The sequence below is a fragment of the Microbacterium sp. WCS2018Hpa-23 genome, assembly GCF_031843845.1.
GTDB lineage: Bacteria > Actinomycetota > Actinomycetes > Actinomycetales > Microbacteriaceae > Microbacterium.
In genome coordinates, this window is the sequence record NZ_JAVTIZ010000002.1 from 239,452 (window position 1) to 253,032 (window position 13,581).

Consider the following 13,581-nt stretch of genomic DNA (forward strand, 5'->3'; position numbering starts at 1 on the left):
ACCCAGGCGGGTGATGTGGGCCCGCCGTGCAATTCCTAACGTTGTGAATATGTCGGTCGATGAAAGGCACTGATGCCTTTCACTAAGGAGCGGGTTGTTATGAGTGCAGGAGTTCTTGCCATTCGCAAGATGTTCTCTCAGATCGAGGAGATCCGAGAAGTCAGTGGCCGCACGGACGGTGGCGGCCCGGTTCGCAAGGTGGCGGTCTGCGCTGTGGTCAACAATCCCTTCGCCGGCAAAGGCTACGTGGAGGATCTGTCTTCCGTCATCGAGGCGTCTGATGAGATCGGTCGCCTGCTCGGCGCCGAAGCACTGCGCCTGCTGGGCGCTCCCGTCGAGAGCTACGGCAAGGCGGGGCTGGTGGGTACCGGTGGTGAGCAGGAGCACATCAACGCCGCGTTGACGTCTGTCTTCGGCAACGCGTTCCGCGAGGCGATCGGCGGTGGCGAGGCGTGGATCACGTCGGTCACCAAGCCGGGTGGCCCCGGGAGTCTCATCGATGTGCCCACCGCCTATAAGGACGACGTCTGGGTGCGCAGCCATTACGACGCGATGGAGGTGCGGATTCCCGATGCGCCCCACGCCGACGAGCTGGTCGTGATCGCGGCCGTCACCAGCCGAGGTCGCATCAACGCCCGCGTCGGCGGGATGACGGTCGACGAAGTGCACGAGGCAGACAAGTGAACGGCGACCTCGCAGTCGTCAATGCCGGCGTGATCCTGTCCGGCGACTGGCGCAACCCGATCATCGAGGGTGCGGATACCGTCATCGTGCGTGATGGCCTGATCACCGCCATCGGTATGTACACGGACCTGCAGGCAGAGATCGACCGATCCCCGATCGTCGTCGATGCCGAGGGTACGACGGTGGCACCAGGCCTCATCGATTCGCACTGTCACGTCGTGCTCGGTGACTACACGCCCCGGCAGAAGACCGTCGACTTCCTCGAGAGCTACGTGCACGGTGGGATCACGAGGGTCGTCTCGCCGGGGGAGATCCACGCTCCCGGCCGTCCGCACGACGCCACCGGAGTCAAAGCGCTGGCGATCGCGGCGAAGTCGTGTTTCGACAACTTCCACCCCGGCGGCATGACAGTGCATGCGGGGGCTGTGGTTCTCGAGCCCACTCTGCGGGAGAAGGACTTCCGGCAGCTGGAGAAGGCGGGAGTCCGACTGGCGAAGTTCGGTTTCGGCCTGTACTCCGACCCGTCAGACGGTGCCGACCAGGTGCGTTGGGCGCGTGAACACGGCATCAAGGTGATGTGCCACTCCGGCGGGGCGAGCATCCCCGGGAGCAAGCCCATCACACCCGACCATCTGCTGGAACTCGCACCTGATGTGTGCGGACACATCAACGGCGGTCCCACATCGCTCGACATCGACGGTGTCGATCGCGTCATGGATGAGACGGAGATGGCTCTTCAGCTGGTCCAGGCGGGCAACCTGCAGTCGGCGGTCCGCATCATCCGCCGCGCGGAAGAGCGCGACGTTTACGACCGCGTCGTGATCGGCTCCGACACCCCCACGGGGACGGGCGTGATGCCGCTCGGAGTGATCAAGACCGTCGCGGAGCTCTCCTCTCTCGGCGGGATCGCGCCGGAGAAGGTGTGGGCGGCCGCGACCGGCAACAATGCGGTCACCTGGGAGCTGCCGGCGGGATTCCTCGCACCAGGCAAGGCCGGCGACATCGTCATCATGGATGCCCCCTGGGGGTCGACTCGTGACGACGCCCTCAGCGCTCTGAGCCTCGGAGACATCCCGGGAATCTCAGCCGTCATCACCGGAGGGGTCCTGCGGACCCTTCGCAGCCGGAACACGCCGCAAGCCGCCCGCGCGGCTTCCGTCACTCCGCGACAGATGCACCTGGAGTCGGCCGGTCACTGACCGCGCCGCCGAATCGAAGGAAGACAAGACATGGCACTCACGTTGACTCTGGATCTGCACGCCTGCCAGGGGTACGCCAACTGTCTCATCGAGGGGCCCGCACTGTTCGACTTCGATGAAGATACGGATAAAGCCGTGGTTCTCATCGCTGAGCCCGGCGAGAACCTTCGGAGTCAGGCCGTGGCTGCGCAGCACGGGTGTCCGGCGCGCGCCATCCACGTCGTGGAGTCCTGATGCACAAGATCGTGGTGGTGGGCGGCTCGCTCGCTGGAGTGCACGCCGCAGAATCGCTGCGAGACCGTGGATACGACGGTGAGCTGACGATCGTGTCATCCGAGGAGCAGCTGCCCTATGACCGTCCGCCACTGTCCAAAGAGGCGCTGATGGAGGGGATCGATCATGACCGACTCCTGCTGCATGAGCCTGCGTGGTACGGCGAGCAGAACATCACCGTGCTCCTCGATGACCCCGCCGTACGACTCGATACAGACAGCCGCGAGTTGGAACTGCGCAGTGGAGCAATGCTTCCTTACGACGGCCTCATCATTGCGACGGGCTCGCGGGCGCGGCGCGTCCGGGTCGAGGAGGACGGCCCGACGGTGCATGTGATCCGAACATCGGAGGATGCCCGAGCGCTTCGCCCGCACCTGCAGGCCGGACGCCATCTCGTGATCGCGGGTGGAGGGTTCATCGGACTGGAGGTGGCGGCCGCTGCTCGACAACTCGGCATGCAGGTGACGGTCATCGAGGGGGCCCCGGTGCCGCTGGCGCGTGCGTTCGGTGACGTCATCGGCTCCTGGTATCGCGCGTTGCACGAGCGCAACGGCGTCGCATTCCGCTGCGGGCACTCTCTCGAATCGATCCATCAGAGACCTGGTGGTGGCGGTGTCAGGGTGCACCTCAGCGATGGGAGCTCTGTCGATGGTGACGTCATCGTCGCCGGCATCGGCGCGGAGCCCGCGGTCGAATGGCTCGAGGGCAGCGGCGTCAGCATCGGCAACGGGATCATGTGCGAAGCCGACCTGTCCACGACGGTGCCGGGCGTGGTGGCCGCGGGGGATGTGGCTCGCTGGTACAACGCCATCTTCGATGAGGAGATGCGGATCGAGCACTGGTCCAATGCGGTTGATCAGGGACGCCATGCCGCGGGGACCCTGCTCGGAGGGAGCGACGCCTTCCTCACGGTCCCGTATTTCTGGAGTGATCAGTACGACGCCCGCATGCGCTTCGTCGGACGAGCGGGCGCGGCGGAACATGTGCACATCGAGCACATGAGCGACGACCGTCTGATCGTGCTCTTCGGACGCGACGGTCTGCTGCGGGGCGCGGTCTGTGTGAATGCGCCGCGCCAGCTGGCCGCCTATCGGATGGCGATCCGCGACAACGTGAGCTGGGATCAGTTCGCTGACGGGCACTCCGTCAGTGTCGCATCCCTCTGAATCCATCAGTACAACGGCAAGGAGAACAAGATGGTATCCAACAACGGCGATGCACTGTCGCTGATCGAGCTCTTCCCGCAGGACGAGGACTGGTCGCTGCAGACCATGCGTCTTCTCGGACAGGTGGCCGTCGGCGGCGCGGACATGTTCGAGTGCGCCCGCACGGCCGCGCGGATCGGCACCACGACACTGGATGAAGAGGTGTGGCAGCGCGAATGGTCCCGCACGGCGGCCGACGTCGCCGCACAGGGCTACGCGGCGCTCGAGCGCGGCGAGACGACGACCGCGCGACGCGCGCTCTTCCGTTCGCTGAGCTACTGGCGCCACTCGGAGTTCTTCCTGGACTCATTCGATCCGCGCCGCACGGAGGCGTATCTCGAGGGCACGAAGAACTTCCAGAAGGCGGCCGAGCTGACCGACGGACTGATCGAGCGCATCGCGGTGCCCTTCGAAGGCATCGAGATGGAGGGCTACATCGTGCGTCCGGACAACTCCGGACAGGCCCGACCGACGGTCCTCTTCCTCGGCGGTGCGGACTCCTGGGCGGAGGAGCTCTACTTCCTCGGTGGCACGGAGTTCCCGGATCGTGGCATGAACGTCGTCATGATCGACACTCCCGGCCGCGGCAGTTCGCTGCGCTTCAAGGAGCTCTACAGCCGCCCGGACTACGAGGTGCCCGTCCGGGCGATCCTCGATCACCTGGAGAAGCGTGACGACGTCGATGCAGAGCGCATCGGTCTCGCAGGAGTGAGTTTCGGTGGGTACTACGCGCCCCGCGCTGCCGCGTTCGAGCCGCGTGTGAAGGCTGTGGCCGCGTGGTGCGGCACGTGGAGCATCCTCACCGATTTCTACGAGTTCTACCCGCCGCTGCAGAAGCAGTTGCAGTGGCTCACGGGGTCGAGGGACGATGCCGAGGCTCGGGCGAAGCTCGCGGAGTTCACACTCGACGGCGTCGCCGAGAAGCTCGACATCCCCGTGTATGTGATGCACGGCGAGGCGGACATCATCATGGACATCGAAGGCGCCCGTCGGTTCGTCGCCGCGCTGAAGACCGACGATGTGACGGTGGACATCTATGACGGCGCCGGCTCCCTGCACTGCAGTTACGACTACCTCTCGGTCGCCTCTGCCCGGCTCGCAGACTGGTTCCTGAACCGCCTGTGATGCCCTATCTGCGGGTATCATCCGAATAGATCGCTGCAACAACGATCGCACTGATGCGACGAGGTCATCCAAATGGCGAGTCATGAACGGTCCTCTGGGGAGAGCGGCTCACGCTACAGGGCTCTGTTGCGTGAGTTGAACCTCGCTATGACCTTGCAGGACATCAGGTCGGCGTACCTGGTTGCGGTCGGTCACGTCATCGCGGCCGAAGGAATCGGCTTCTATCGATTGAGCGGGGCGTCGGACGCCCCGCCGCTGGAGATCGCAGCGAACCTGGGATCGGATTTCCTGTCGAGGTACGAGGCATTCGGTCGTCCGGACGACCCCGTGCTGCAGCATGTGCTGCGCCACAGGTTGCCTGTCGACTCCGGGCGACTGCAACGCGAGGAGTGGGACAGATCCGGTGCGAGAGAGGTTCTCGCACAGGCGGATCTGTCCCACTCGATGCAGGCGCCGATCATGCTGGCGGGAGAGATCGTCGGCACGATCAATTTCGCACGCGGCGGCCCACGGGCGTTCAGCGCAAAAGAGCTCTCGACCGCGAACGTCCTCGCACAGCATGTCGGCTTGGCCCTGGAGCGGGCGAAGCGATACGAAGCGATGGAGACGCGGACGGTTGTTCTCGAGGGGGCATTCGACCGCAGTTCCGGTGCGGTGGTGATCTGCACGCCCAGCGGCGAACCGGTGTTCGTCACGAAGCGCGCGGAAGAGCTTCTCGGCACATCTTTCGCTTCCGAGCAACAGGGCGTCGCCGGGCGGGTTCGGCATGCGATCCAGGAATTCGCCGACGGCGGAGATTTCGCACGCACGACCCAAGTGGAGGATTCCCTCACCCATCGCCGTCTCATCCTCAAGATGCACCGGTTGCGGCGTCGGGATGCTCTCGTCTGCTTCTTGTACGCGGATTCGCATTCCGCACGTACGGCATTGCCTGCGGTCGAGGTACTCTCGCCGCGTGAGCAGGAGATCGCTGCGATGGTGGCACGCGGTCTGTCGACGAAGGACATGGCGGCGGAGGCGTTCATCAGCGAGAACACGATCAAGCAACACCTCAAACGCATCTTCGCGAAGGTCAGTGTCACGAGCCGCGCCGAGTTGGTGCAGCTCGTCTGGTCGCTCCATGAATCGGGTCCGAGTCATCAGGCAGATCGGTGACGCCGTAACTCTCCGGTGACAGCGGATCTTAGGACATGGGTTCTCGATAGAGTGTTGCAGGGTCGGACGATCGAAGGTCTCTTCGGGGATGTCGACGCCGTGTTGTCGCTCCCAGAGAGCCGCCCCTCATCCCTCGCCTCCGCCGAGCGGCACCAACTCGGCTCGAGGCACAGTTCACGGCCGAGGAGCGCGTGGGAGTCAACGCGACCTGGGGCATCTACCAGCTCATGATCGTCGTCCACCGCGAAACCGACATGGAGATCGGCGAGCAACTCATGCAGACGGTGATCGATTCCGTCACCAGCGGGTCCCCCCGCGCTCGTCGAGTTCCGCACGCTCGGCCACAGTCTGAAGCAGAGGGCCGCGGAGACCCTCGCGCTCTTCGACTGGCCCGGCACCCGTATGGGACGGAGGCCATCAACGGGCGCCTCGACACCTCCGCGGCTCCGCCCTCGGCTTCCGCAACTTCACGAACTACATCGCCAGATCGTTGCTCGAGCCCGGAGGATTCAGGGGAAGGCGTCGTCCTCGCGCCTTTCGGCTGGTCGCAGATCCGAGTCGGGCCGGCGGCTGAGTGAAACGTGCAGGCATTCGCAAACGTGCCAGTCAGCGTACGCCACTGGACCAGATGAGCTGTACGAGTCCGGCGCGGTTGCGTACATCCGTCTTGGCGAAGATGCGCTTGAGGTGCTGCTTGACTGTGTGCTCTGTGATGAAGGCGCGCTCCGCGATCTGCTTGGACGTCAAGCCCTGTGCGACCAAACGGGCGATCTCGCGTTCGCGTGACGACAGCACCGACAGCGTCGGCTGATACCCGTTCTCGCCGCCCAACGAGCGATTCATGACAGTGACCACACCACCATGCCGCTCGTTCTGCAACCAGCTCTTCGCGACGATATGCCCCGAGCCGTCGGACAGTCTGACGCTGCCGGAGTGGACACGGCTGCCCCCACGTACAGCCTCGGTCGCATCACGCACCATGACCGCGGCGGCCTGGTGGCGGTCGAGCCCCGGGGCGCTCCCTGCGATGATCTCGCGAGCAGCGCGGTTCGAGTACACGATTCCTGCGTCGAAGCTGGAGACGACGATGCCTTCGGGGACCCGGTCGAGAGCTCCTTCCAGAGCTTCCCCGAGACGGACGGCCACCTCGAAGCGGAATGCTCGCTCGATCGCGATGCTGAGATGCTCGCTGAGCATGTGCGCCGAGATGAGGTCATCGGTGTCGAACTGGTCATTGGCGGAGGAGCGAGCGAAGTTCACCGTACCGATGAGCTCGCCCGCCACCAGCAGGGGCGCCTGCATGGAGTGACTCAGACCTGCCTCGGCCAGTACCGCGCGTGCACCGCTCTCATCCCACCTGGAGCGAGCGGACGCGCGGCTCGAGTCGATCGGGCGGCGATGGGTAGCGACGAAGTCGAGTACAGGATCGTCGTCACGACCGTGCTCTTCGTAGGACTTCAGGAACTCGACACCGCCGTCGGACATCACCTCGATCGGCATCTGCCGCGCACCAGGGAATCTGTACAGTCCCATCACCTCGGCCTCAATGACGGACCCGGCCGTGGACATGAAGGCCGAACCGATATCCGCGAATGACAACGCCGAATGCGCGGCATGGACGAACTGCTCGCGATCCGACTGAACTTGAACCACCACGAGGACCTCCACGACGATGTGATCTGCAGAGCGACCTGAACGGTCGTGCCCGAATGGTGCCACCGATGGTGCCCTCTGTGAAGGAACTTAGACAGGATAACGCCGTCTCATGGTCGAATCTACCCGCACGGGTGACAGACGCCGATCGCGATGAGCAATGAAAGGCACTTCATAGTCTGATGGCCTGCTGACCTGCAGTGGTCGAAAGAGCGCCCGTCAGACGACTTCCTGAGCTTCCACCGGAACCCATGTGGCTTCGTCGTCGGATGCGATGCGGCCGAATACCACGTCTGCGAAATGAGCCCCTACCCCAATGGTGTCTGGCTTGGCGAGGTCTTCAAGGAGCCGGTGACGCTCAGCGACAGTCAGTTGAGGATCATGGTCGATGGTGAGAGGCCAGTCGGGATGCGCAACCTGTGCCGAGGTGAGGAACAGGTCTCCAAAAACCACGACGCGATGTGTGCCAGCGGTGATGACGAAGGTGGTATGACCCGAGGTGTGGCCACCTCTGACCTCGGCGTGCACTCCGGGGAATATCTCGTCGCCATTTCCGAACGTGCGAATTCGTGGCTCCAGTCTCTCCAGCGCTTCGGGATGTATGCCGTGCTCGCCGACCTCTGCGCGGCCTGCCCATTCCGAATCAGAGATGAGGTACTCGGCATTCCGGAAGGCCGGCTGGTCGCTGCTCGGGGCGTCGTTCCACGCCCATCCGATGTGATCATAGTGAAGATGTGTAATGGCCACGGTTTCAATGGTCTCGGGGGCCCACCCGATGCGCGCGAGGTTATTGAGCATCTCTCCACTTTCCACTGCGCCGATCACTCCGCCCCACGCAGGAGAAGAAACCGCTCCGACTCCGGCGTCAATGAGCAGAGCTCGGCCGTCGCGCTCGACGAGCAGCCCACCAATCGTGTTGATGAGCTGCCCGGCGTCATCGAGGTATCCTGCATTCGCTTGCCAGTCTGCCTCAGTAGAGGTTGGGAACAACGCGGCAGGGTCGATCCACGCGGAGCCGTCTGGCACGAAGGTGAGTTTTACGTCAGCTACCTGAAGGGTCCGCATCCGAGCCAGTTGGTGGTGCCGCTCCGGGACAGTCTGTGAGTTGGTCATAGGGCAGGACGCTACATCCTGGCAAGGGTCTGATCTATCCCTCTTACGAGTACAAGGATGCCGGGACCGATCTGCCGGGCTGAGTGCACTGCTCGCTCTCTTCTTCTCCGTGGCGGCGTCCATCCGGACGTGTCCCCCGGCATCGTTGCGCATAACTCCCGAGCCCGAAGGCGAAAGTACTCGTATGGGGAATGGCGGCACATGAGGCACCCTACTAACCTGTCGCTACTGCTTACCGTGGCGAGCACAGTGGTGGCGTGGTCTCGTTAGCGTCGCGTACCAATCCGGCCGCGGCTCTCATCCAGGTCTGACCCCACCCGATGGCCTGACTAGTCAATGATCCTAGGAGTGCAGATGACCGCTGAGAATTATTTCGACCTGGGCGACGTGGGACGTAAGGTCACCACATCTTCGGCATCAGCCCAGCGGTGGTTCGACCGCGGTCTCGCCTGGTGCTACGGGTTCAACTTTGAGGAGGCTGTGCGCTGCTTTCAGCGCGCCGTCGCAGAAGACCCGGAGTGCGCGATCGCGTACTGGGGAATCGCCTTCGCCTCGGGTCCGAACTACAACAAGGCATGGCCGCTCTTCGACACTGCCGACTACGAAGCATCGACGGAGCTCTCTCTTCGGGCTCTCGCCGACGCCAATGTGCATCTCGATCACGCGTCGCCGGCCGAGCGCGCGCTGATCACGGCGCTGCGTGCTCGCTACGCACCTGGTCTCGGGCCCGATGAACGACCTGCGCTCAACCTGGCGTACGCGGAAGCCATGCGCCCTGTTCACGAGGCTCTCCCGGATGACCTCGACGTGGCCGCGTTGTTCGTCGAGGCCTTGATGTGTGTGAGCCCGCGGCGGTTGTGGCACACGGTGACCGGGGAGCCGATCGGGTACGGCACCGTCGAGGCCCGGGGCATCCTGGAGCGAGCCATGGATACGGTGGCTGGACGGGCCCACCCGGCGATCAACCACCTGTACATCCACTTGATGGAGATGTCACAGTTCCCAGAAGTGGCATCTCGCGCATCGAGCCGCCTGCGCGGCATGATGCCCAGTGCGGGACATATGGCTCATATGTCGACGCATGTCGATATCTCCTGTGGTGACTACCGGCGCGCCGTCGATTCCGGCACCGACGCCATCGCGGCCAACGATCGTTACCTGGCCACGGTCGATGACTGGAGTTTTTACCACGTATACCGGGCCCATGACACTTATGTGAAAATCTTCGCCGCCATGATGCTGGGGAGCTTTGACGAGGCATGGGAGGCCTCGCAAAGGCTCTACAACGGCCTGCCTGCGGACATGCTGAGGGTCACCAGCCCGCCGATGGCGGACTGGGTGGAGGGTCACGTCGCGACCTACGCGCACGTGTTGATCCGCTTTGGCCGATGGGACCAGATCATCGAGCTCGATCTACCTGAGGACCGAGAACTGTTCTGCGTGACCACGGCGATGATCTTGTATGCCAAAGGGATCGCCTACTCCGCCACCGGACGCATCGCCGAAGCGGAGCAGACCCAGGTCGAGTTCCGCGCGGCCGTCACCCTGATTCCGGAGTCCCGCATGACTTTGCCGAACAAGGAGGTCGACATCCTCCGGGTTGCGGACGCCATGCTGGAAGGAGAGTTGGAATATCGCAAGGGCAATCACCAAGAGGCGTACGCGCACTTTCGGGACGCCATCGAACGAGAGGACGCCCTTCTCTACTCCGATCCCCGACCGTGGCTGCAACCCGTGCGGCATGCCTACGGCGCGCTGCTCCTCGAGCAGGGGCACTTGGAGGAGGCCGCTGCCGTCTACCGCGCCGACCTGGGCCTCGACGGCACGCTTCCTCGCACCCGAGTACACCCGAACAATGTGTGGAGCCTCCACGGACTCCACGAGGCTCTGACCCGGCTCGGACGCACAGAGGAAGCCGCGATGATCGCCCTGCAGCGCAACTTGGCGGTCGCTGCCGCCGACAGCACCATCAAAGCATCGTGCGCATGTCGGCTGGAGACGTCCGACGCAGAAGGCGAGTGCGGCCCGATGGTGGCCGACGCCTGCTGCCACTGAATCGGCAGAGCCGGGATGCTGGCAGCCCTCGGCAGATACAGCCCTTCCCGAGACCGAGCTCGCGTCGTCAGGGTCTCGGGAAGAGTTACGTTTCACGAATCAGACTGCGGTCTTGGCCGCGTATTCTGCTACCAGTGCCTCGAACTCATCGGCCGTCATGACATCCGCATACTTCATGTGCATCTCGCCGAGGTTCACACCCGTGCTGACTCGCGACCGATCGAAAACGGCGTCCTCGATAACGAACGTCGGGAATCCGTGTGCGTAGGAATCGATCACCGTCGCTCGGATGCAGCCTGAGGTAGCCCCGCCGACAACGATGACCGTGTCGATCTTGTTCCGAATGAGGTACGAGGCCAAGGGTGTATCAAAGAAGGCACTGGCCTTCGGCTTGGCCAGCACGAGCTCACCTGGCAACGGCTTGACGGCGTCGGGGATATCGACAGCTCCGGGGAGATCCATGGTCGTGACCTCGTGGACTCGCTCCCCTTTGACAGTCCCGCCAAAGGCCCCTCCTCCGGGCAGGCCGGTCGTGTAGACGACTGGCCACCCCGCCTTGTGCCCAAGGTCGATCATCCGTCGCATATTCGGAATCGCATCCCAGGCGGCGGGGCCGCACGACGTGGGCCACTCGACCTGAGAATCAGCCAAGGTCAGTCCCTCTTCGCCGGTGAACGACATCATGACATCGACGACCAGAAGAGCAGGACGCTGCCCAAATTCGCTACGCACCGTAAAGTAGTCGCCGTCGTAGGGATTCGAACCATCCTCTTCAGTAAACAGTTCAAGCCACCAGCGCCGGCTCGGGGTTTCAGTCTGCATGCGCTACTCATCTCCTGTTGTTCGCCTATGTTCCGCTGCGCCGGAAAACTCACTCACAGCGGGGTCGTGCACCGCCGAGTTTAGGCGCGAGAAGCTGCGGCAGACACTACTCGAAGGGGTACTCTCGATCCCCGTCGAGGTTCGACGTTCATCCTGGACTCAACGCCCGCAGAAGACGGGTGGCCCCTGCAAACGAGGGGGTGCAAAGAACCCCCCGGACGAACGTGGCCTCCGTCCCCGCCGCCCCCTTGAATGGCAACACGGTCGACTTCGACGATCGTAAGCACCACCGCGACAGTCTGAGATCGAAACCGAACAGTCCGCTTCGTACGCAGGAGAGTGCCATGACCCGAGAATGGGCCTTCGTCAACGCAATCATCCGCACCGTGGACGACAGAGACAGCGTCGCTGACGCGGTGTTGGTCCGTGACGGGCGTATCGTCGCGGTCGGGCGTGAGGCGGATGTGCGCGCCGTGGCGGGAACGCACTGTCGCGTCCGCGATCTGGGAGGGCGCACGGTGGTTCCCGGGTTCATCGATCCGCACAACCATCTGAGCTTGACGGCGCTGGATGCCGTGTCCCTCGACTGCTCCGGGATGCTGATGCCGAGCATCGATGAGCTGCTGCACGAGATCGCCGGAGCGACCGCGACGATGGTGCCTGGTCAGTGGGCGCGGGGGATGAACTTCACCCCCGTCGCCGTTCGTGAGGGGCGAGCGCCCACGCGCGGTGAACTCGACGAAGCGTCACCGAACAATCCCTTCTTCCTGCTGGATGTGTCGTGCAATCGCGCATGGGCCAACTCCGCGGCGCTCGACATCGTCGGGATCGACGAGTTCAGCCCACAGCCGTGGGGAGGCCAGATCGAGCGCGATCATGCCGGCGTGCCGACCGGAGGGCTCCTGCAAGCGGCGATGAACCCCGTGCAGACAGCGTCGTGGCGCGCGATAGGTGCCGCAGATTGGGATGCCACCGTCGAACTGCTCGCGCGGAAGATGGCCGAGTATGCCGCGGTCGGTCTGACCGGACTGAGCGACGCCGCCGTGACCCCGGACTCGGCGGAGATGTATGCCAGGGCTGACCGCCAGGGGGCGCTCCCTTTCACCGTGCATCAGATGCACACCGCCGATGACTTCTTCGGCTAGCAGGATCTTCGTCGCACGGGCTTCTCGGAGCGCGTGAGGGATCGTGAGAGCAATCGCCTGCGCGGAGGGACGATGAAGATCTTCCTGGACCACGGATTTCCTGACGGGCCGATCATGAACAGGGTTCACGAAGGCTGCCACTCGCACACCGGGAGCGCCTACTACGGCAAGCAGGAGGTCGTCGAGCTCGCTGTCGCGGCGAATCAGCTCGGGATCCGCACGGCGATCCATGCGATGGGCAACTGGGCTGTCGATGCGGTTCTCGACGCATACGAAGCGGTGCGCCGCACTGGAGGCAATGATCTCCTCCGTCTCGAGCACGCCTACGTGGCCGAACCCGGTCAGGCGCCGCGGATGGCTGATCTCGGTGTCGACCTGGTGGCGAAGCCGGGAACCCTCTTCGGTACCGGGCCGTTCTTCGACCAGGCGTGGCGAGGTGCAGGACAAGCGCATCTGCGGGTGGTATCACTGCGCCGCATGATCGACGCCGGTGTCAGGGTCAGCTTCGGCTCCGACGCTCCCGCCGGACGGCGCTGATGTGTGTAGCGCCGCTGGATGGCGGTGTCAGGATCGGTCGGCCATCGCGGCGACCGTAGCGACCAAGGTTGCGACATCGTCGGGGGCGAGTCAAACCTGCACGCGCTCGTACGCGTAGCCCCATCACCGTGTCCTGAGCCAGGCGAGCGATATCCGCTGCACTTGCGGCGGATGCAGCAGTGAAACGTAGGAGCTGAGTCGCGATCCGCTTCCGACCTCGCTCGATGTGGTCTTCCACAAGACTTCGGATCTCATCATCGCCTGCCGGCGCGATAGCCGCGGCCGTCGTAGCGAAGCAGCCCGCAGGGCGCGGTGTCTTGCTGGGATGGTCGCCGAGCACTGCAATCAATGCCTCCTGCAATGAATCGGCTTGTGAGGCAGCCCTATCGCGTTCGGAGTCGGTCGTGCCGATGTAGTGGCGGAGAGACGCGATGTACAGTTCTCGCTTGTCACCGAAGGTGTCGTACATGCTTCGCTTGCCGATGCCCATCCGTGTGCTGAGCTCGCTGGTTGATGCGGCCGCGAACCCCTGCTCCCAGAACACGAGCATTGCCTGCTCCAGGACCACATCTGGGCTGAACTCCTTGTGTCGAGACACCGTCATCTCCTCGCTAT

General features: G+C 63.9%; 11 protein-coding genes and 2 pseudogenes. 9 read left to right on the forward strand and 4 right to left on the reverse strand.

Annotated elements, in window-relative coordinates; all coding sequences use genetic code 11:
- Positions 1–129 precede the first annotated feature (129 nt).
- The 7 genes and pseudogenes from RQG77_RS04685 to RQG77_RS04715 form a co-directional block, all read left to right on the forward strand.
- Positions 130–684 (forward strand): amino acid synthesis family protein, encoded by a 555-nt coding sequence (locus tag RQG77_RS04685; RefSeq protein ID WP_311243661.1) that lies wholly within the window; start codon positions 130–132, stop codon positions 682–684.
- Positions 681–1,883, forward strand: coding sequence for an amidohydrolase family protein (locus RQG77_RS04690; RefSeq protein ID WP_311243662.1), 1,203 nt, complete (start codon positions 681–683; stop codon positions 1,881–1,883). The genes RQG77_RS04685 and RQG77_RS04690 overlap by 4 nt, the downstream gene beginning before the upstream one ends.
- Before the next feature lie 30 nt (positions 1,884–1,913).
- The gene (locus RQG77_RS04695; protein WP_311243663.1) at positions 1,914–2,117 is read left to right on the forward strand and encodes a ferredoxin; all 204 of its coding nucleotides are present in this window, start codon (positions 1,914–1,916) and stop codon (positions 2,115–2,117) included.
- On the forward strand, positions 2,117–3,322 hold the full coding sequence (locus RQG77_RS04700; RefSeq protein WP_311243664.1) for an FAD-dependent oxidoreductase: 1,206 nt from the start codon (positions 2,117–2,119) through the stop codon (positions 3,320–3,322). Before RQG77_RS04695 ends, RQG77_RS04700 begins: the two co-directional genes overlap by 1 nt.
- Before the next feature lie 30 nt (positions 3,323–3,352).
- Positions 3,353–4,486, forward strand: a complete 1,134-nt coding sequence (locus RQG77_RS04705; protein ID WP_311243665.1) for an alpha/beta fold hydrolase — start codon at positions 3,353–3,355, stop codon at positions 4,484–4,486.
- Between the two features lie 147 nt (positions 4,487–4,633).
- Positions 4,634–5,641 carry a LuxR C-terminal-related transcriptional regulator gene (locus RQG77_RS04710; protein WP_311243666.1) on the forward strand — a complete coding sequence of 336 codons (1,008 nt, stop codon included), beginning with the start codon at positions 4,634–4,636 and terminating at the stop codon, positions 5,639–5,641.
- Positions 5,642–5,796: 155 nt separating this feature from the next.
- Positions 5,797–6,215 (forward strand): annotated as a pseudogene (locus RQG77_RS04715) (transposase); the annotation flags it as partial.
- 32 nt (positions 6,216–6,247) lie between these two features.
- Here the strand turns inward: RQG77_RS04715 and RQG77_RS04720 are convergent.
- Together RQG77_RS04720 and RQG77_RS04725 are read right to left on the reverse strand one after the other, a co-directional pair.
- Positions 6,248–7,210, reverse strand: coding sequence for a LuxR C-terminal-related transcriptional regulator (locus RQG77_RS04720; protein ID WP_396653391.1), 963 nt, complete (start codon positions 7,208–7,210; stop codon positions 6,248–6,250).
- 303 nt (positions 7,211–7,513) lie between these two features.
- Positions 7,514–8,407: an MBL fold metallo-hydrolase gene (locus tag RQG77_RS04725; RefSeq protein ID WP_311243668.1), complete on the reverse strand. Its 894-nt coding sequence runs from the start codon at positions 8,405–8,407 to the stop codon at positions 7,514–7,516.
- 354 nt (positions 8,408–8,761) lie between these two features.
- Between RQG77_RS04725 and RQG77_RS04730 the strand changes: the two genes are divergently transcribed.
- Positions 8,762–10,462, forward strand: a complete 1,701-nt coding sequence (locus RQG77_RS04730; protein ID WP_311243669.1) for a tetratricopeptide repeat protein — start codon at positions 8,762–8,764, stop codon at positions 10,460–10,462.
- 99 nt (positions 10,463–10,561) lie between these two features.
- Here RQG77_RS04730 and RQG77_RS04735 read toward each other — a convergent pair whose 3' ends face one another.
- On the reverse strand, positions 10,562–11,284 hold the full coding sequence (locus RQG77_RS04735) for an isochorismatase family protein (RefSeq protein ID WP_311243670.1): 723 nt from the start codon (positions 11,282–11,284) through the stop codon (positions 10,562–10,564).
- Between the two features lie 344 nt (positions 11,285–11,628).
- On the opposite strand from RQG77_RS04735, the pseudogene RQG77_RS04740 reads away from it, so the two are divergent.
- Positions 11,629–12,966, forward strand: a pseudogene (locus RQG77_RS04740) (amidohydrolase).
- Here the strand turns inward: RQG77_RS04740 and RQG77_RS04745 are convergent.
- Positions 12,929–13,564, reverse strand: coding sequence for a TetR/AcrR family transcriptional regulator (locus tag RQG77_RS04745; protein ID WP_311243671.1), 636 nt, complete (start codon positions 13,562–13,564; stop codon positions 12,929–12,931). The pseudogene RQG77_RS04740 and the gene RQG77_RS04745 sit on opposite strands and share 38 nt — an antisense overlap.
- Positions 13,565–13,581 lie beyond the last annotated feature (17 nt).